Annotated in this window: 20 protein-coding genes; 19 read left to right on the top strand and 1 reads right to left on the bottom strand. The window is 52.9% G+C overall.

Features of this window, described 5'->3' with window-relative positions; genetic code table 11:
* From Enr10x_RS30265 to Enr10x_RS09795, 19 genes are all read left to right on the top strand, one after another.
* Positions 1-313, top strand: a 313-nt coding sequence (locus tag Enr10x_RS30265) for a hypothetical protein (RefSeq protein ID WP_232093296.1), incomplete at its 5' end; no start/stop codon positions are given.
* Positions 314-562: 249 nt separating this feature from the next.
* Entirely contained in the window at positions 563-1,255 is a 693-nt protein-coding gene (locus Enr10x_RS09880; protein WP_145448918.1) for a DUF805 domain-containing protein, read from the top strand.
* Positions 1,252-1,638: a hypothetical protein gene (locus tag Enr10x_RS09875; RefSeq protein ID WP_145448917.1), complete on the top strand. Its 387-nt coding sequence runs from the start codon at positions 1,252-1,254 to the stop codon at positions 1,636-1,638. The genes Enr10x_RS09880 and Enr10x_RS09875 overlap by 4 nt, the downstream gene beginning before the upstream one ends.
* Before the next feature lie 3 nt (positions 1,639-1,641).
* Positions 1,642-1,950, top strand: coding sequence for a hypothetical protein (locus Enr10x_RS09870; protein ID WP_145448916.1), 309 nt, complete (start codon positions 1,642-1,644; stop codon positions 1,948-1,950).
* Positions 1,944-2,333, top strand: coding sequence for a hypothetical protein (locus Enr10x_RS09865; RefSeq protein ID WP_145448915.1), 390 nt, complete (start codon positions 1,944-1,946; stop codon positions 2,331-2,333). The genes Enr10x_RS09870 and Enr10x_RS09865 overlap by 7 nt, the downstream gene beginning before the upstream one ends.
* Positions 2,334-2,560: 227 nt before the next feature.
* Positions 2,561-2,923, top strand: coding sequence for a hypothetical protein (locus tag Enr10x_RS09860; RefSeq protein WP_145448914.1), 363 nt, complete (start codon positions 2,561-2,563; stop codon positions 2,921-2,923).
* A 57-nt stretch (positions 2,924-2,980) separates the two neighbouring features.
* On the top strand, positions 2,981-3,643 hold the full coding sequence (locus tag Enr10x_RS09855; RefSeq protein ID WP_145448913.1) for a DUF4328 domain-containing protein: 663 nt from the start codon (positions 2,981-2,983) through the stop codon (positions 3,641-3,643).
* Between the two features lie 39 nt (positions 3,644-3,682).
* Positions 3,683-4,834: a hypothetical protein gene (locus Enr10x_RS09850; protein ID WP_145448912.1), complete on the top strand. Its 1,152-nt coding sequence runs from the start codon at positions 3,683-3,685 to the stop codon at positions 4,832-4,834.
* Positions 4,835-4,847: 13 nt separating this feature from the next.
* Complete coding sequence (locus tag Enr10x_RS09845; protein WP_145448911.1) at positions 4,848-5,612, top strand: hypothetical protein; 765 nt, start codon at positions 4,848-4,850, stop codon at positions 5,610-5,612.
* A 425-nt stretch (positions 5,613-6,037) separates the two neighbouring features.
* Complete coding sequence (locus Enr10x_RS09840) at positions 6,038-7,060, top strand: IS110 family RNA-guided transposase (RefSeq protein WP_197997555.1); 1,023 nt, start codon at positions 6,038-6,040, stop codon at positions 7,058-7,060.
* Between the two features lie 962 nt (positions 7,061-8,022).
* Complete coding sequence (locus Enr10x_RS09835; protein WP_145448909.1) at positions 8,023-8,553, top strand: hypothetical protein; 531 nt, start codon at positions 8,023-8,025, stop codon at positions 8,551-8,553.
* Between the two features lie 260 nt (positions 8,554-8,813).
* Positions 8,814-11,858: a GAF domain-containing protein gene (locus Enr10x_RS09830; RefSeq protein WP_145448908.1), complete on the top strand. Its 3,045-nt coding sequence runs from the start codon at positions 8,814-8,816 to the stop codon at positions 11,856-11,858.
* A gap of 49 nt (positions 11,859-11,907) precedes the next feature.
* Complete coding sequence (locus Enr10x_RS09825) at positions 11,908-12,591, top strand: hypothetical protein (protein WP_145448907.1); 684 nt, start codon at positions 11,908-11,910, stop codon at positions 12,589-12,591.
* 1 nt (position 12,592) lies between these two features.
* Positions 12,593-12,844, top strand: a complete 252-nt coding sequence (locus Enr10x_RS09820; RefSeq protein ID WP_145448906.1) for a hypothetical protein — start codon at positions 12,593-12,595, stop codon at positions 12,842-12,844.
* 3 nt (positions 12,845-12,847) lie between these two features.
* Positions 12,848-13,735, top strand: coding sequence for a hypothetical protein (locus Enr10x_RS09815; RefSeq protein WP_145448905.1), 888 nt, complete (start codon positions 12,848-12,850; stop codon positions 13,733-13,735).
* Positions 13,736-13,960: 225 nt separating this feature from the next.
* Complete coding sequence (locus tag Enr10x_RS09810; RefSeq protein WP_145448904.1) at positions 13,961-14,851, top strand: hypothetical protein; 891 nt, start codon at positions 13,961-13,963, stop codon at positions 14,849-14,851.
* A gap of 107 nt (positions 14,852-14,958) precedes the next feature.
* The gene (gene tam, locus Enr10x_RS09805; RefSeq protein WP_145448903.1) at positions 14,959-15,729 is read left to right on the top strand and encodes a trans-aconitate 2-methyltransferase; all 771 of its coding nucleotides are present in this window, start codon (positions 14,959-14,961) and stop codon (positions 15,727-15,729) included.
* A 157-nt stretch (positions 15,730-15,886) separates the two neighbouring features.
* Entirely contained in the window at positions 15,887-16,585 is a 699-nt protein-coding gene (locus tag Enr10x_RS09800) for a phytanoyl-CoA dioxygenase family protein (RefSeq protein WP_145448902.1), read from the top strand.
* Between the two features lie 139 nt (positions 16,586-16,724).
* Positions 16,725-17,669, top strand: a complete 945-nt coding sequence (locus Enr10x_RS09795; protein ID WP_145448901.1) for a hypothetical protein — start codon at positions 16,725-16,727, stop codon at positions 17,667-17,669.
* A gap of 69 nt (positions 17,670-17,738) precedes the next feature.
* Here the strand turns inward: Enr10x_RS09795 and Enr10x_RS09790 are convergent, their stop codons facing one another.
* A complete protein-coding gene (locus tag Enr10x_RS09790; RefSeq protein WP_197997554.1) occupies positions 17,739-19,922 on the bottom strand; it encodes an FdhF/YdeP family oxidoreductase in 2,184 nt (727 codons plus the stop codon).
* Between the last annotated feature and the right edge of the window lie 180 nt (positions 19,923-20,102).

The following is a 20,102-nucleotide window of genomic DNA, read 5'->3' as shown; positions in this document are numbered from 1 at the left end:
GTTAAAGGATCAGGTTGAGAAGCGAAGACGCAGACAACTGGCGAGTCGGTTTGTCTGTGAGCAATGCGGGGAAGTGATCGGAGCGGAGGCAATTCGGCTGGCAGATGAGCGCTGGTCAAAGATTGTAGAAAAAATCAGATCTGAAAATGATTCGGAAATCAGACTAAGGCTGGTCCGTACCGTTGATGCGATCTGTCCGCACTGTGGTTGCCAGTATTGTTATCGAGAAGAGGAGCAGACGTTTGTTGTGCAGGAGGTTTCTCCTGAATGGGAGCGTCTGGAACAGAGACAGGATGCTGAAGAACGGATATGAGTTCGGTTTGTTTCCGGTGCTCCCCTGCTCTTTTTTTAGCAGGATGAAAACTGTCTGGTATTCGTTGTCGGGCAAGCTGACAGGGGCACCCGGTGATGTTATCAGTTCTGATGGACGTTTTCTTGAAGAGAGCCCTGTTCTCTATAAATTTCTTGAAGTCCGGGAAGGGAGGCGATACTTTAAAGCTGGCACTAGTCTCTATCAGATGTTACGACCTTGCTCTGGAACCCGCTGTGTAAGGAGTCGATCATGCCTGTATCTGATGAAGAGTTTGCCGCGTTGCGCAGTCGAGTGGATGCGCTGGAAGAATTGCTCCAGACTGACGAATTCAGCGAGCTGCCGGAACGGATCGTGGCGCTGGAACAGCGATCGCCCCACCGCACTCCCAAAGTGATTTCGCTGGCCGAAATTTATACAAAATCGAGTGGTGGTGCACGTGCCGTTCTGTTGTATCTGGTGATCGCTGCCATCGGCCTGCCTGCGTTACTGATTTTCTGGTTGATGAATTTACTGGAAGCCCATCCTGATAATGCCCGCAATCTCATTACGATTGTATTCTGCCTGGGGACCATGGCTGTGGCGGGGGGACTGGCCTACGTCGCGATTCGCAAGAATGATCTCGATAAAGCCAAGGATGTGCTAATCATTCTGATCGGGATCTTTGGGACGATCGTAGGCTTCTATTTTGGTTCTGCCGAACATAATAAGCCGAATGAAGGGAATGACAAGCCGAACCAGAGGGCAGATCAGAAACAGGAGCAAAATCAGACGCCCTCGGCGAACGGGGCGCAAACCCAGGTTCCGCCGAAGATACCACCCAAACCACCTGCCGGTAACGCAGAACCTCCGCCGCAGAAGCCTGAGCCACCTGCAGGGCCGCCCCAGGTACCTGCGGAAGAAAAACCTGCGGAAGAAAAACCAGTGAAAGCAAAAACGGAATGAATTCTGTCTCGCGGGAGCCTGCGGGAGTGCCGGACCATTGCCCGCTATGTGGGGCTCCAGTGACGCAGGAAATGCATGACGCTGTAGAACAAGCCTGCTGCCGGTCCTGCGGTTGCCGGATGGATGGAGCGAAATTGCTGCTGGAGTTCTGGGAACGTGAGCGGACGGCGATCGAACTCTCTTTTTCCCAACCATTGACTCTGGAGACCCGGTTAAGCGAACTTGATTTTGAATCACTGGTTTTAGTAGAACTGGTGATGCTGCTGGAGGGAGAAGTTACAGTTCTCATTGCTGATGTGGATGATGAAGCCTTAAGTCAGTCCCGGACGGTGAGAGAGCTGTTGAGCCGCCTGTCGCACTTTGTAGAGGGACGGGGAGACTGAGTTGTGCTGTCGTTTTTTCGATCGATCTATCTGACACGCAAATACCGGTCGCAGTTACAGGAATGCGAGGAACGCGTGCTGGATGAATGTTTTGCCGGTATGGAACGCGGCTGGACTTTTCTGGACGGCATGACGGCGATCCTGACCGTGTTCCTGTATGGGAAAGTGGTTCGAGAGGAAAACGGGCGTCTGTTTGTCAGGTTTTCCTTTCACCTCAAAGATAAAGGGTTTGTGGAAGCACACGGGATTGTGGACTGCGTGTATGAAAACGGAGTTGTTACTGAGATCAGACAGAGGGGGAAATATTGTTAGGCCGACTGGAAGACAAAACGGATCCACTGGTTGAAGCGGTCATATCTGACCCGCGGTGGGTGCTGGAAGACGAGCTGATGGTGCAGGTGCTGGGATTTACGTTGTATGGTTATGCGTTTGCTCTGGGGCGGATCATCTGTTTAATGGATGTGGAAGACATCAATGCCAGTGTGGCGGGGCAGCTGGCCGCTCTGGGAGTGGGGCCCAAATATGCCCAGGGACTGGCCGAGGCTGCGTTTGAACATTTCATCAATGAAGAGGATCAGTCCGTGCACTCACAACTGGTGAATATCGGGCATTCGCATATCGCTTCCGAAGATTTGAGCGAGTGCGTGGAATCGATTTTTCAGAACACGGAAACACTGCGCGAGCATATGCAATGATCCTGCAGGTCCGGGATCCTGCAGTTCCGGGGCGGCGTGAACTTTCGGTTTTCCGGAGATTCAGGGCGTTTCTTTCTGAAATTGTTTTTGAACCCGTGATCAGTATGATATAAATGTGAGTACTTCTGTGCTGGTTCCAGTGCAGACCTTGAAGGAGGACGTCAGCGCAACGGGGCCTTCTGCCTTTCTTTCAGAATACAAACGAATCACATCAGGGGGAATGAGCTATGAGTAACGCAGAAGCGATGACGCAGGATGAAGTCGTACAGGCGCTGTACCAGTTTGCTGCAGAACAGATGCGGGACGGTGCCTCGAATCAGCAGATTCAGTCGGCCCTGATGGAGAAAGGTGTCGATGCGGAGTCGGCGGGGATCATTGTTTCGCAGCTGAATGAACTGCGCGATCAACAGACCAAAGAAGCCGCCCAGAAACACATGATGTTCGGTGCCCTGTGGTGTATCGGCGGAATCGTGGTGACCGCGCTGACCTATTCCACTGCCTCTGAAGGGGGCACGTATGTGGTGGCCTGGGGGGCGATTATCTTTGGGGCGGTGCAGTTCTTCCGGGGTGTATTTCAGAGTGGGATGTGAGTGGCGAGGGGATGAAGTATTGACTCGGAGAGGCAATGCGGGGAGTCTGGAACTGAGATGAGCGTATTTGCTTACCGGAATGAATCTGGTTTTTCCAGATTTTTAGTTTTCCTGATCGAGCTGTCAGCCGTGTTGAACTGTGTGGCTGTCGGCAGTAGTGTGATGATGCATGGAATGATTCTTGCGGCGCAGAAAGGCGCTGAAGTGACTGCGGTAGAGGCAGGAATTCACAATGAGCGTCAGATAGTCATCGGCGGCGCACAACTGGGAGCCTCCATTTTCGTAGGTGTCGTCTTCCTGGTATGGGTATATCGTATGAGCAGGAATGCGCACAGCATTGAAAATGCGAAACTTCGATATTCCCCCGGCTGGGCGGTTGGCTGGTATTTCATTCCGATCGTCAACCTCTGGAAACCTTACCAGGCGATGAGGGAAATCTACGAGGTGTTTATCAATCGTCCCAATGACGGGAAGATACTGCCGCTCTGGTGGTTTGCCTGGATCCTGGCCAGTATCATGGCCCGGATTTCAACCCGGGTTGTTACAAAGTCTGATACGCTGGATCAACTGCTGACAAAGTCGGAGGTCACCATTTTTGCCGATGCCTGCGCGGTGTTCCTGGATCTGGCAGCCATCCTGCTGGTGATCACGGTCAGTCGCGCCTGCGCAGCTCGATTTGAGGTCGATCATTTCGAAGCAGCGACCGAAGACTGGGAGTAAGCGCGGAGGCATGGGGGCTTATGCAAAGGAGCATTAACAATGCGAACGGGAATGGTGCTGATGCTGATCTGTGTACTGCTGGTGCCGACTCCCCTGCTCGCCTGTCTGTGGGACAGTAATACGATCGCCCGTGAAAAACAGCGGTTTCCCGTGGCCCGTGAACTGATTGCCGGTCATTTTCTGAGACACTCAGAAGCTTATTATCAGTGGCGGATCGAGCGGGGAAGTCAAACTGCTCGCGAGGATCGGAGTCCGGGTGATTATGATATCCTGGCGGTCGCTTATGAAAAGCTGGGGCAACATGATCGGGCGATTGAACTCATCCAGGAGAAAATAAAACGCTGGCCCCGGGAGGGACGTTATGAATCGGAGGCGAACCTGGGGACGTTTCTGATTCACGCGGGCCGATATACAGAGGGCCTGACACACATTGACCGCGCGCTGGAGATAAACCCGGATGGCCATTTTGGTCGCGAGATTTATCAGAAGTATCTGGTTGAGTATGTGCTGGCACAACAGGACCGGGGGTACCAGTTCCCCCTCTCTCAGGGTGAGGCTGCCGGCGAGGGTGGGTTTGCTGAGTATGTGCTTCGCAGGCAGCAGATCGGTGACGAAAACCGTTTGTCTGCACTGCGGGAAGCCTATAAAGGGGTGATGGGGATGATGTGGTTCGGGAATCATCGCTCCCCCGCGCTGCTGGAAGCCCTGGGAGATTTGCTGCTGGCAGAGCAGGAAGATCAATACGACAGAATGCTGGCGGCCCGGGCTTATCTGTCAGCATCGTATGAGGTTCAGGATCCGGCTGCCTCCCGGGAGTATCGGAAAAAAGCACAGTCAGCGCTGGCTGCTCCCATCGATTTTGAGTTAAGTGACGTTGAGGCGGATCTCAAACAGGAAATCGAACAGGCGGAGCAATTATTTCAGCAGATTGCTGTTGACGAATCAAAGTGGCTGTCCGCTGGCCTGGATCTGAATCAGCAGTTTTCAGAGACTTACGCGGATGAGCCGATTCTGGCAAGCAATGCGACGAGTCTGACTCCGGTTTCCATGGACACGGTAGTTAAACAGATGCTTCTGTACCTGGTCGTGGGAGTCGTGATTGTGATCCTGGTTGCACAGGCGATTCTGCGGCGGCTGTTTCGGCACCTGAGGTTGCCTGAAAACAGTGCCGAACCAGTTGAGAGCCCCTAAAGGAGGTGACCCTTTGAAACGTTTATCCTCTATTGTCGAAGTGCCGGCGACGCCGGAGTATGTGCTGGCGGTGCTGCTGGATCATTCTCGACGCGGAATGGGGGCGCTGTCCTGTACTCATCCCGATTTTATTCCCGTGGCGCTGGATTCGCCGGTGGAAACTCTGTTCGAGGCCTGTGCTTGCGATAGTGGTGATGATATCTTCTATTCAACGCTCCAGTGGTTTGATTTGTGGGGAACCGACTGGTTTGATGTGCTGTTTACTTCCCATATCGAAACGACGCTCGATTTCTGTGAGCTGATTGCCTCGCGGACCACGATGCCGCAGATTCCTCTAGTTTCGATCTGTGGGCAAAACTGCCAACCGGCTTCAGCCTTTCTGGCGGTTCGTTCTCTGCTGGCGGCAGAGGGGGCCGAAGTGAGTGAAATCGGACCTTCTAGTTTATTAAAGGAATACACCCGCTATTACACCGATGCGTTCCTGGGGCCCATTGCCCGGCTGGCGCCTGGGGCTCTCCCGGATGTGGAGATCGATGATGGGGGCAAGTTTCGTAGAGAGATGATTCGAAGATTCTTGCACCTGCCGCTGATGATTGGATTCTTGTTCGTTAGCCGTTTTCCAGTTTTATTACTCTTTTGCCTGATATTTTATCTGGTGTTGAACTTAGATACCTGGGGGGATGAAAAAGCCCCTAATGCACGAGTCGACTTCGGAGAGCTGCGTACGTTTCGGGATTTGTCGGAACTGATTGCACAGCGTGCCGCGTTTCAGGCCTGAGTGGTCTGGGGGCTGGTGGGAGAGTTTTGGCTTGAGCACTGTTGGGCAAGTCAACTGGGCGTTCGTCTTTATGGTTTTTCTGATTAGTGTCGATAGAACTTTTACCAATTGCCGGTTGATGATTCATTGTTGGTGTGATTGATGACAGGGGCCTGATCTTAGACAAGTAGTGATCCAGGTTCATCTCGGTGGTGGCGCGCCAATCGCTATAATGGGGGCTGAATTGAATCGCGCGGGAGTTGTGACCTCCTGCGCTCGGCCCGGATTGCATCCGGGCTTACCCTTTGATTATGTCGTGGGATGTATTGGTGACAGCACAGTTGGGCAAGCCAACTGTGAAACTATGTAGGAAGCCTCCGTCGGATCGATTATCGTGGAACAAGTTCGTTCACAATCTGTTTCACGAAATCTCACCTCCGGAGGCAATGATGTTGTATGTTGGTTTGGATGTGCATGTCAAGCATATTACGATTTGTGTACTTAATAAGCATGGTAAGCTGCTGCAGCGGTGTCAGCTGCCATGCCTGGATGATGTGATTAAATTTCTGATGAACCTGCAAGGACGATGCGAAGTCTGTTTTGAAGCCAGTACCGGTTATGGCATCTACTTTGAAGCTCTGAGTAAGATTGCTTCTCGTGTTGCCGTGGCCCATCCAGGACTGTTGAAACTGATTTTTCGTTCCAAACAAAAGAATGATCGTGCGGACGCAGAGAAACTGGCCAAACTGTTGTTTCTCGATGAAGTTCCGACCGTTCATGTCCCGACTGCAGACGTGCGGGCCTGGAGAGAGTTGATTACATTCCGAGGCAAACTGATTCAGAAACGGACCCGGGCTAAAAATGGAATTCGCTCGCTTCTGAGAAGTGTTGGTTGCAGGGTTCCCAAAGAGTTTGGTCTCTGGACCATACGGGGGATGGAATGGCTAAAACAGAAAGATCTGAAACAGCCGATGCAAAATCTGAAACGGAACATGCTGGTAGAAGAGATCGAAACACTGACGAGGCAAACCAGGCTGGTTGAAACGGAACTGGCCCGCTATTCGAAAGAGAACATTGCCGTGCAGCAATTGCAGAGTATCCCCGGCATCGGCTTACGCACTGCTGAGGCATTCGTGGCCTTTGTGGATGACCCGCATCGATTTGCCAACAGTAAGAAAGTGGGGGCCTACTTCGGTCTGATCCCGATCCAGGATCAGTCAGGGAGTACTAATCGACTGGGGCATATCACGCGCGAAGGATGTGCAGAGGTCCGGCACCTGGTTACCGAAGCAGTTTGGCAGGGGATTCGATATTCACCGACGATTAAAGCCTATTATGAGCGGATTCATCGACAGGAAAAAGACAGGAAAAAGATTGCGATTGTAGCCACATCGCATTACCTGGTGCGTGTGATGTGGTCCATGTTGAAAAATGGAACCTTGTGGAAAGAACGGAGCCTGGCAGTCTGAGCGACTGCAGTTTCGATAAGTAAATTCAAAGAGTTGTGTCGGACTTAAGTTTCACGTTGAGATCGAAAGTGGGATTCAGGTGACATCCCGACGGGTGCCATGGCACACTGTGATGCCGTAACTGTGAATGGGAGTCACCGTAATTTGTCTTGTGGCGCCTCGCCAAGGCGAGTGATGCCGGATGGATGGTTGGATAATTCCGCGTTCTTCTCACTACGGTCTTGACAGAAGCTTCCTCATGGATGGCACCCCGTTTGGGTGGAGATAATCTGCCGGAATCGAACGGAGTCTCTGACAGTTTCCTGTGGTCTGCGACCACTCTGGATTGTATCCGGGAGTATCCTTTGATTTTGATTGAGCTGCTTTTCTCTGTTTTGCGGGACCGGGTGCTAAAACGTGACTTGAATGGTTTTAAGCGGGTCTTATGCGGTAAAAACGGGAGAAAAGTGGTAAAAACTGGCAAGAAACGGAGTGCATTGATGAGCAGTTGTTTTTCAAATCGTGCTGAAACCAGCGGGTTTTGTAGTGTGTTTGTGGCATTGGTTCTGAATGTTCCCGTCAAAAAAGTCGTTGCTCGCGCGCGACGCATAACCAGGCATTCTGGCCAGACGCAGTTCCGGGTCCAGTCCAGTTTATTCAGTAGTCAGGGAGGATCTGTGAGGTGGGATATGTTTAGAGCAACAGCACTGTCGGGCAAGCCGACAGTGGCACCCGATTGCTCAGGGGGTAGGAGTTATTGGGGGCCATTTGAAACGGTGTTCTGTCAGTTTCCTGCTCGCGATGCTCGCCCCGAATTGCATTAGGGATTACCCATTTGTGCTGGGAAGCGGGTCAGACGATTTGCATGATTCAGATTTCATGTGAAATACAGGCCTCACACTGGTGGTTGATTTCTGATAAAATGAGAGAAGTATTCAAAAGCAGGCAGAGGAGCTGGCCCAGGTATGGCAGGAGAGGGTTTCATGCAGAAAGAAGATGTGGCGTTTATTGGTTGTCGACTGGTGGGGTTGTACTACGCGATCAAGGCACTGGAAACAGTGGCTTCATTCATGATGACGTTTGTGGCGTGGAAATCGGGGGCTCAGTTTCCCGCATCGACGGCGGCTATGTTTTATCTGCAGCTGATGCCGTTCACGTTTTATACGATTGCTGCCTGTATGCTCTGGTTCGGGGCCGGCACGATTGTGAAATACCTGCTGCCGGATGGACAAATAGCGTCTTCCCCTTCCAAACCGACACTGGAACAGGTGCAGTCGGTGCTGTTTTCTTCCGTGGGGCTGCTGGTGCTGACCTGGGGAATTACCGATCTGGGGAAAGTACTGTATCAGTTGTTCCAGTTGAAGCAGGCGAGTCACTATGCCCAGATCCCGTTGACGCTGCAGTCGGAATGCGTGGCGGTGGCCTGTCGGCTGCTGCTGGGTTTCTGCCTGGTGTTCGGATCCCGCGGATTGAGCGGTTTTCTGACCCGGCTCCGGCAGCCTGAGCTCAGGTGAGATTCTGCCCCTGACAGGTTGGGTTGCTCAAGAATCGTGCTTAAGCAGCGGAAAATAGGATCAGCAGAGAAATATCAACGGAATCCCAAAGTGGTATTGGACGAAATCTAATTCGGATTAGAATGTCCCATACTAATCAGAGCGGTGAGATCAGCAGCAGAGAGCATGAAGGTAGCAGAGCAGAGTAGAGATGAGGTGATGTAGATCCTCATTCATCCGATTTCCCAAAGACAATTGATCATGATGGGAGTGAGGTGCTTGTGCAGCGGTCAACAGAAACCTTACCTGAGATCAGGCTGATTCTGGAGCTGATCAGTAAAGGGAACTCCCTGACTGATACCCTGACAACGCTGATCGAATATCTGGAATCGAAAAGCAATGATATGTTCTGTTCGATCCTGTTGCTCGATGAAGAGGGCCGGTTGCGTAACGGGGCGGCTCCTCACCTGCCTGAGGAGTATGTCCGACTCACTGATGGTGCTCTCATCGGCCCGAATGTGGGTTCTTGCGGTGCGGCTGCCTATCACAACCAGCAGGTTGTTGTGACGGATATCGAGACCGACCCTCTCTGGAAGGACTTTAAAGATGTGGCCTTGCGATTTGATCTGCGTGCCTGCTGGTCCACTCCGATTCGATCTTCAACGGGAGCCGTTCTGGGGACATTTGCGATTTACTATCACGAGCCCTGCGCGCCGACTGAGTTCCATGAGCAACTGATTGAGCAGGCTGTCTACCTGGCTGCAATTGCCATCGAACATGTCAAGATCGAAGAAGATTTACACAAAAGCGAGCAGGAATCGAGCAGGCTCCGCCAGCAGTTGCTGGAGGCCATTGAGTCGCTGACAGAGGGCTTTGCCATCTACGATGCCGAGGATCGGCTGGTGATGTGTAATTCCAAATATATGGAAGTCTACAGGGAGAGTGCCGATCTACTGGTGCCTGGGCAGAGGTTTGAGGATCACATCCGTGTTTCAGCTTATCGGGGACAGGTGGCGGATGCCATTGGCCGCGAAGAAGAGTGGGTGCAGGAACGGGTGCGGCAGCATCAGAATCCCTCGGGCAGTTTTCGTCAGCAACTGGGGAATGGTCGCTGGCTAATGATTTCGGAACATAAGACAGCAGAGGGGGGCATCTCAGGCGTCCGGACTGATATTACCCAGCAGGTGTTGTATGAAGAAAAGCTGCGCCGGTCGATTCATCTGATTGAATCAATTCGCACTCTGCTGTCTCAATACATTTCAGATGCGAATCCTGACAAGGTCTTTGAAGACCTGTTACACACATTTCTGAATATCTCGGAAAGTGAAGCCGGCTTTATTGTTGAGGTCCAGAAGTCAGAGGAAGGGACGTACCAACTAATCCCTCGGGCGAACTGTTTTCGGCCTGTGGGTTCAGAGACAGGCGAATGTGAAGTGGGATTGCAACATGCAGCGCGGGAGTTTTTTGAGCAGCAGAAACTGTTTGAGCGGATTGTCTCCAGCAAAGAGGCCCTGATCATTGATGAGAGCCACGATGATCGCCCTGCTGGGGACGCGATGCAGAATGGTGCCGCGGGATGCATGAAATCGTTTCTGGTGTTACCTGTCGTTTCGCAGGGGGAACTGACGGGAGTCGCCGGGCTGGCCAATCGGCCTGCAGGCTATGATGCGTCGTTTGTGGAATTTTTGAAACCGCTGCTGGTGACCGCGGGGACCCTGTTGACCGCTTATCGGAATGAGGTCCGTCGCCAGGAAAATGAGCGGGCCTTGCAGGAATCGGAGGAACGGTTCTCCAAAGTATTTCAATTCAATCCGATGGGAAAGGTCATTCTCAGTTTTAATACGGGACGCGTGATTGATGTGAATGAGTCCTTCCTGAAGACCACGCTCTATTCACGGGAGCAGATCATTGGAAAGACAATCCACGAACTCAAGTTATTTCCGGAAACGGGCAGCTGGGATGAGATTCTCCACAGGGTGCACGAAAACGATATGGTTTATGAGCAGGAAACGCCTTTCTGTATTAATGATGGCATAAAACGAATCATCCAGTGTTCCGCGTGTATGATTGAGAGTGCCGATGAACCTCTGCTGCTGCTGATGGTCAAGGATATCACGGAGCAGAAACAGACCGAGGAGCTGAATCGGCAGATGCAGGTGCAACTGCAGCACAGCCAGAAAATGAAAGCGATCGGGCAGCTGGCGGCCGGTGTGGCCCATGAGTTCAATAACATTCTGGTGGGGATTAATTTGAATGCCGATCTGTTACTGCTCACACCGGAGCATGAGATTCCGGAAGGGTTTCGGGAACCGTTGCGTGATATTCAGAAATCAGGTGAGCGTGCCGCAGAACTGGTCAAACAGTTGCTGGCATTCGGTCGGAAGAAAGCTGCCAATACGGCCTGGTTTGATGTGAATACCCTGATTTCCAGTCATCAGAAGATGATGCAGAGAATCCTGGGGAAGTCAGTGACACTCAGTTTAAATCTGTGTCCGGATACGGGACTGGTCTGGGGGGATGAAGGTGAGATCGAACAGGCCCTGATGAACCTGGTGGTCAATGCGCGGGACGCCATGCCGGAAGGCGGGGTGCTTCGGATTCAGACGCAGAATGTGAATGTAACAGAGAAGATGGTTGCCGATCATGCAGAATGCCTGCCGGGGGCTTATACGCTCATGTCGGTGACAGATAACGGGTGCGGGATGGCGCCCGAGATTGTCTCGCATATTTTTGAACCGTTTTTTACAACCAAGCCCGTTACAGAAGGAACCGGGCTGGGGCTGTCTACAGTGCATCGCAACCTGGCAGAGATTGGAGGCTTTATTACTGTGGCCAGTGAACCAGGCGGAGGGTCGGAATTTCAGGTTTATTTACCACAGCATCAACGCGTCAATGTGAAGGATCAAGAGGAGACGGAAGCTGTCGCAGAGGAACCGGTGACAGGTGGCAGCGAAACCATTCTGGTCTGTGATGATGAACCGACGGTGCTGTCGACGGTGTCGGCTCTCCTGGAGCGACTGGGTTATACGGTGATCAGAGCCCTGGGACCGGAGGAAGCGATCAAGGCTGCTGCGCGTCAGGAGCAGCAGATCTCGCTGTTATGTACGGACTTCAATATGCCTGCCATGAATGGCGAACAACTGGTTCGACGTTTGACCCAGGTGCGTCCCGGTTTAAAGGTCATCTATCTATCAGGCATCGCAGAAAAGATTCCTGAATCGGCGATCGTCAACGGGAGTAAAGTCATTCAGAAGCCGACCAAAATGGGGGAACTGGCCCATGCGATTCGCGGTATGCTGGATGAGGGGATGCAACAGGAAAAGTAAGTGTAGTGCGCGACCGTCCAGGGCGGTCCGCATCTGGGGAGGAAGGAAATTGAAACGTTTGTTATTGATGCTGACACTGATTGTTACTGGTGAAGTTGCTGCCGTTGCGCAGACGCATACGGCATTTAAAGACTGGAAGATGAATGCCGAGCAGATGCCGAGTCTCCGTGAAATTGAGCGAAATGGTTCCTCTGCACTGACATTTCGACTGGGCCATGTGATATTTGCTTACGACCCTGATGCCTGGCTCCGCAGTGGCCAGAGGGAGAGACCCGTGGAGCTGGACTCCCTGGTGCGGGTTGGTATAGCAGTCACTGTTTCGGAACCGGACGCGGCCTTTCGGGCCCTGGTGAATCAGCAACTGGGACAGAAACAGACGTTTCAGTTTCAAAAGGCGGAACTTACGAACTGGATGAATGTGGGATCTGAGTGGACGGTGATCTGGAAAATGTTGCCAGTCCTGGGGGGGCTGTCGGAAGGGCCAGAGCAGATCCCGGTGCTGGTCGATTCGCAAGGTGCCCTGATTCCGCATGATCGTTATCTGATCGATACCGTCCCGTTATTGTTACCGAAACCGGAGATCGATCCTGAACAGAATCCCCTGTACCGGAAAACCGAGCGTCCCCGGATCTGGCCCTGTGCGAAGCTGAAGTTGGAAGCGGCAGATATTCGGCCCCGGAAGCGACTGGATCCGGCTGAAATCGAGAAACGGGCACGGCAGGCATTCGAATAAGATGGTCGACAGGCTGCATGAGATCTACAAAGCCGAAGCGTTTCAGTTTCGGTTTGTGAATCTGCAGAGAGCGAAGTTGCCCTGGAGTCTGAACTCGGAGGGGCAGACTGAGTATTTGCACGTCTGGGCGGTCAATTTTCAGGAGGTGCGGACAGAGAAACTGAAAACGCCTCCCGAACTGTTTACGGTCTGGGTCAAAGAAGACGGAACAGTGGCTGATTTACGGCCGATCGACGAACGGGACAGGAATTGAACCATGCGAAACATTGTCTTACTGTTACTGTTCATCGTGGTTATGGCACCGTCTGCGTGGGGAGATCCCGATGAGGAACAGCCTCCCCATCCCATGCTTGATAACGGAGAATTTTCTTATGGATCCGACCCGAATCTCTTTGATCTGGTTCCTGATGCTGACCCGGAGACATCGTTTGACATCGGACATGTGATTTTTGCTTATCCTGTGCCTTATCGGAATGCAGGAGATCCACCTCCCGTCGCTCTGGAAGCGGTAGTACCTGTTGCGAAAGTGATGAAGCTTGTCGCTCCCGATAAGGCGCTCAAAGCACTCGTCAATCAGCAATTACATTATAATCATGCTTTCCATCATGAGCAGGTAGAACTCGTTTCTCTGAAACAGATCGGCTACCGCTGGCAAGTGGTCTGGACACTTTTTCTAAGCCCCGGAGGGGGTTCAGGGATACCTTATCGCTATCGGGCCCTGGTTTCGGATCGCGGGAAACTGATCCCGCCTGATCTCTATATTTACGATGCGTACAGTTTATCTGACTGGAGAGAGAGTCTGTGTTCGAATCTCCAGTTGAATCTCAAGCCGAAACCACAGCAGAAGAAGCTGACTCAGCAGCAGATTGAGAAACGGGGGCGAAAGGCGCTGGAGAAGTTTCTGAGTACAGTAAAAGTCACGCCGGGAAAGAAACCGGTGCAGTTTGAGTTTATTGATTGCCAAACAGTAGACTTACCGATGAGCGTGGGAGCGGACGGAGAAGTGAAATCTCTGACAGTCTGGGGGGTTAACTTTAAGGAGGTGCGTAAAGCGGATGCAGAAATAGCTGAGGAATTATTTACCGTCTGGGTGTCCGAATATGGAGCTGTCTCTGAACTAAAGCTCTTTTCCCGGGAATGGTAGTGTGCGGCTGTTTTGGTAAAGCTTTGAAAACGAACCTGTGGCGTTGTTTGTCTTTCATCTCGATATCGTATTATTTCGTCTGAGAGCCTCTAGCGGGATATCGATTTTCAGGATGTACGGACAGAGAAACTGAAAACGCCTCAGGAGCTGTTCTCTGTCTGGGGCAAAGAGGACGGCACGGTGGCTGATTTACGGCCGATCGACGAACGGGACAGGAATTGAACGATGCGGAAGATTGTTTTACTCACGTTCTTCATGGCGGCTGCGGCATCGTCTGCGTGGGGAGATCCCGACAGGAAACAAAGTGTTGATCCGATGCTGAGACGGTGGTTACTCTTTATTGGTCCTAATTTATCGGTCGCTGAACTGATTCCCGATGCAGATCAGAAAACATCCCGTACGATAGGTACGCTGATGATCTCGTACCCTGAACGCGTTATTGATGAGCGGGATTCGCCGCCTGTCGAACTGAAAGATGTGGTACCGGTCGCAACGGTCATTCGACGTACGAAGCCAGACAAAGCATTGACGGCGCTGATTAATTTGCGTCTGGAACCGGATTTCCATTTTTCCTGTCGAGAAGCCAGTCTCGTTTCAATGAAACGGATTGGCTATCGGTGGCAGGTGGACTGGGAACTGAATCCGAATTATGGTGGTTTTTCGGGACCACCTCTCGAGTACCGGGCTGTGGTGACAGCCCGCGGGAAAGTGATTGCTCCGGATTTATATCAGTTCGATACCTATTTTACATTTGGTCAAAAGCAGTGGTTGTGTTCCATTCTGAAACTCAAGTTGCCCGAGAATTATAAAAAGCAGAAAACGCTTAGCCAACAGGAGATTGAGGAACGAGGGCGCGCCGCATTTCAGGAACTGTTGAAGAAGGTAAAAGTCACTCCGGGAACGGATCCGGTTCAGTTTGAGTTTCAGGATTGTCGAGCAATCGAACTTCCGCTGAGTGTGGGAGCTGATGGGAAATTCCAATCGATGAAGGCCTGGGGAGTGAATTTTAAAGAGATTCAGGGGCCCGATGATAAGAAGACGGAAGATATTTTTACGGTTTGGGTGATGGAAGATGGGACTGTTTCCGAACTGAAAATTATCCCTGTGAATTGGTAATGACTGGTCTTTTTTGCATGGGCAGGAACGCGAACCTGAGCGGTTGTTTTCCTGTCATATGGATGTCGAGAATTTTTGAGTGAGAGCCTCTAGCGGGATATCGATCAATGCCTGTCTGGGATGCGGATCAGTATTTAAAGTTTCAGCGTGAGCGGACGCAGCCAGCCATCGACCTGGCGGCACGGGTGTGGCTGGAAGCCCCCCGGCGGATTGTGGATGTGGGCTGTGGCCCGGGGAACAGTACCGCGGTGCTGGCGCAGCGTTTCCCGGAGGCGGAGCTGAGCGGCCTGAACAGTTCGGCTGAGATGCTGGAAACCGCGCGGGAGTCTCAGCCTGACGAGCGCTGGTTCCAGGCGGATATTACCAGCTGGGAACCGGAAGAGCGGTATGATCTGCTGTTTTCGAACGCGGTGTTGCAGTGGGTGCCGGACCATGAAACGATCTTTCCCCGGCTGATGAGTTTCCTGGAGCCGAACGGTGCCCTGGCGGTGCAACTGCCCGCGCACTACGAGTCTCCCCTGCACCGCTGTGTGGTTGAGGTGTCCGAATTGCCGGACTGGCGGGAGCAGACCACAGCGGCACGGCAGGCGCTGGCTTGTGAATCGCGATCGTTCTATTACGATCTGCTGTCGCCGCTGAGTTCTGAGATCGAGCTCTGGGAAACCGAGTACATCCATATCATGGAGAGCGTCAAGTCGATCATGGAATGGTTTCGGGGGACGGGATTGCGGCCTTACCTGGAAGCGTTGCCGGATGACGCAACACGCGCCCGTTTCGAAGGTGAATTGTTGAAACGCTACGCGGAAGCTTATCCGCTGCAGCAGAACGGGAACGTTTTATTTCCATTTCGGCGGCTGTTTCTGGTGGCGTATCGTTGAGTCGGAATATCATTACTGTCTGTAGGGACATGAACATACCGGACCGTTAGATATGTACAAACTGGGCTTGAACGATCCGTCCCGATTGATAGCATTCCTGTTCACACAACCTGATTCGAATACGTAACGCGAAGAACACCAGGCGGGACAGAGGGAAATGTCATTGAACTCCACTGCTGATATCGACCGCGATGGTTACCAGATCCTGCAGGAGCCTCTGTCCCGGGACTTGCTGGTGCAACTGGAGGCCGTGCTGAATTCTGCCGGTGAGGAAAGTTTTCGACAGCGGCGCAGCGGTACCCGTTATGCGATCCGCAATGCCCACCTGGTTTTGCCAGGTCTGCGATCACTGCTCGCAGCGGGGGCACTCAGGGAGTTGGCGTGCGATGCGCTGGGGCAATCGGCCACACTGGTGAGCGCGACGCTGTTTGACAAGCGGCCCGGTGCCAACTGGTTCGTTCCGCCACATCAGGATCTGCAGGTGCCGATTAATGGTCAGTCGACAGATCCGGAATGGACCAACTGGTCTGTCAAAGCGGGACAGCAATACGTGGAGCCGCCGCTGGAGGTCTTTCAGCAGATGCTGGCGGTGCGCGTGCACCTGGATGAATGCCCCGGTGAAAATGGGGCGCTGGAGGTCGTTCCCCGCAGTCATCAAAGACGGCTCACTGAAGAGGAAGTTGCTTTACTTAGCGAATCGGAGTTTCAACTCTGTCCGGTTGAGGCTGGTGAAATACTATTTATGAACCCCCTGCTGGTGCATCGATCGCGCAGTTCCCAGTTGCCACTAAGGCGTCGTGTGTTGCATGTGGTTTATTCAGCTGCCCGGTTGCCGGAGGGGCTGGCGTGGACTTAGGCATTTCGGATTCGCCTGTTTTCCAGTGCAGACGTTCGTTGAATTGTGAATCAATGCTTGTGCTGTTCATCTGAATTCGGTTTAATGATCTGGACATCTGTGGAATATCAGTCATTGAAATCAGATCAGGGAAAGTGGTGTGGAAGACGAACTGGAATTCGAAGACGAGCTGGAATTCGAATCGGAAGATCAGATTGATCAAGCCGGACTGGATGCTGCAGCGCACGATGTGAAGCAGGCATCTATTGCGGCCTTTATCTCGGCGGGGATGAGTTTCCTGGTCATCCTGTTTGCGATGTTTTCTGGCCGTGGCGGGGCTTTCGATCAGTTTGCAGACCCCCTCAATTTCGTTGAAGTTGCTCTGGTACTGGCCTGCGGGATCGGTTTGCGGTTCTATTCAAGGACGGCCGCAGTCACACTCGTGATCTATTTCATTCTGGCTAAGCTCTACACAATGATGACGCTGGGACGACCTACAGGGCTCCTGTTTACCGTGATCTGGCTTTATTTCTACTGGAAAGGCATTCGAGGCTCCTTCGCTTACCATCGAATCCGTCGGGAAGCAGATCCCACTTATCGATCTACTCCACTCCTGTTTATCGCGCTGGTGATCCCCTCTGTCGCGATCATGCTGGGGCTGGTTGTCCTGGGGGTGATGGTTGAGAGTGGCACAATGGTTTCCCCTGAGGTCGTGGCAGGTAGCGAGTTATCACAAAGTGATTCGCAAATGCTCGTTGATGAGGGGATTATTGCTCCGGATGAAACCGTGCTGTATTTCTATTCAACTGGAGTTACATCGATTTCAGATGACGGAAATCTGCTGACGGATCAGCGGGTCATATCCTATGAGCGGGTTGACGGAGTTTTAGGAGTCTATGCGGCTAAGTATGAAGACGTTGAAGATGTGATCATCGTGGAAGAAGGTAATTACATCGATGACACGATTGTCGAAATTGATACGGTCGATGGAGAACTGTTTTTCCTGTACCTTTCACCTATCGAAGGAGGCGATCAGGCTTTTATAAAAGAACTGCAAAGCAGAATTCCTGCGAAGCCAAAGCAGCCGGAGCTACCCAGGCTGTAACATACCACTGCTGCAACACCGGTTTGCGTTTCGGTTTTGTGCTTCATCAGGCAATCAAATGACAGACGCTTAAACCGTTGCTTCGACTTCCAGGGTGACCCGCGTCGATTTGAAACCAGGAGTTTTTGACAAGGGATCGACTGTGTGTGGAACGAGGACGTTGGCTTCGGGGTAGTACATCAGGGCGCTGCCGGCACGGATGTCGAATTCGCGGACCAGGATATAGGGCATCTCCCCTGCCTCGCTTTTGACCTTCACGCGCTGATCAGGTTTGAGGCCGAGTCGATCGATGTCGGCCCGATTCAGCAGGATGACGTCGCGGCGTTCCTGTCCGCGGTAGATGTCTTCTTCATCGTAGACGACGCTATTAAACTGGCCTTCGGAACGGATGGTGATCAGCCGCAGTTCATTTTCTTCAACGGAAAGATCAGGCAGCGGGAGGGCGTGGAACTTGGCTTTGCCGCTCTCGGTGGGGAATTTGTATTCTTCGACGGCGCGGCCGGTGACGTGGAATTCCTTGTGGGACTGGAGTGTCTCTTTCATGTTTTCGTAGCCGGGGATCAAATCGGCGATCAGTTCCTGGATGGCGCTGTGGCTCTCCAGTTTTTTCCAGTCGATGCGGTCATCGCCGGCAAACAGTTTCTGGCCGATGGCCGCCAGGATCGAGACTTCGCTCCGGGGGCCGGTGAACCGGGACTTGCCGCCGTCACTCATGCGGACATAGCTGAACATGGACTCTTGCGTGGTCGGCTCGGGTTCTTCATCGCGGGGGAGTACGGGCAGGATCAGAGTTTCTTCGCCGGTTCCCCAGACGTGACCGGTATTCAGCGTGGTCGAAAGATAGAGCACGGTTTTGATGCGGCTCATCGCTTCGAGCGCGTGTTTCGTATCGGGGTTACTACCATAGAGATTGCCTCCCAGGCAGAAAGCGAAGTCGATCTCGCCCCGGTGGGAGGCTTCCATGCAGGCCATCGTGTCGTAGCCGGGCGTGGTGGGAACCTGGATGCCGAGCTGTTTTTCGAACCGTTCCAGCATTGCCTTTTTCATGCCGGGGACCACGCCGACCGAACCGAGGCCCTGCACGTTACTATGCCCGCGGATGGGCATAAGACCCGCTTTGCGGCGACCGACCATGCCGCGGAGCAAGGCAAAGTTGGCGATCGACTGTACGCTGTTGGTTCCGTGCAAGTGGTGCGTAATCCCCATGCACCAGCCGATGACGACGTTTTTGGCGGCGAGGTACTGATCTGCAATCTGCCGGATGGTATCCCTGTCGACGCCGCTCTGGGCGATAATGTCGTCCCAGCTGGTGTTCTCGACCTGTTGCTTGAAGGCTTCAAAGTTTTCCGTGTGCGCCTGGATGAAGGTTGTGTCATGTCCGTTGCGTTCGAGGACATCTTTGGAGAGGCCGGTCAACAGCGCCATATCGCCGCCGACGTGGGGTTGCACATAGGTGGAAGCGATGCTGGATCCGAACAGCAGACTGCGGACGTCGCTGGGAACCTTGAAATTGACGAGCCCCAGTTCCTTGACCGGATTGACGACGATGACCTTGCCGCCCCGTCTGCGAATTTCCATGAAGGCTTTCATCAGGCGGGGATGATTCGACGAGGGGTTCGCGCCGATCAGGATGTAAAGATCGGTGTGTTCGAGGTCCTCCAGGCGGATTGTGCCGGCCCCGGTGCCGATACTCGAACCCAGGCCGACGCCACTGGCCTGGTGACAGTAATAGGAGCAGTTATTAACAAAGTTGGTGCCCATCAGGCGGGACATCAACTGGAAGAGGAAGCCGGCTTCGTTGGAGGAGCGGCCGCTGGCATAATAGAAGGTGCGTTCCGGGCCGGCGGCTTTGAGTCGGTCGACGACCAGATCAAAGGCTTCCTCCCAGGAGATCGGCTTGTAATGTTTTTCGCCGGGCGAGAGCAGCAGTGGTTGAGTGAGTCGACCGCTGTATTCGAGCTTGCGAGAGGACATGGAGCGGAGCTGGTCGATGTTGTATTTCGCGAAGAAGTCATTGGCGACTGCGGGCTGCATATCGGCTGCCATCGCCTGGAACGATTTTTTACAGACTTCGGGGAACAGCCCGGCTTCGTTGACCATGCCCCCCTTCTGCCCGCCCATGCCGACCGCGCAGGTCTTGCAGGCATTTTTCGTGCGCATGGCTTTCCAGAGCTTCCACCAGCCAACTTTGTTGGCCAGAGTCAGACTGTATTTAATCGCCTTCCAACCGCCGCCGCTTCGTGGAGCTTTCACTTTGACCCTTCCTATGTTGTTCCTCAGGAGCACACTGCCGTGAACGGTATGAATTTCAGATGAAGTTAAATTTGCAGGAATCACCAAAATCTGAAACCATTGTGAGTTACGTCGAGTATATCCAAAGGAAAGTGCGCAATCAATCTGGTCGGGCTCAAATCCGTACACCGGGGTTGCGGG

The sequence above is a fragment of the Gimesia panareensis genome (genome assembly GCF_007748155.1).
GTDB classification, from domain to species: domain Bacteria; phylum Planctomycetota; class Planctomycetia; order Planctomycetales; family Planctomycetaceae; genus Gimesia; species Gimesia panareensis.
The sequence above is the reverse complement of the archived record's forward strand: the minus strand, read 5'-3'. Positions and strand labels throughout refer to the sequence as shown.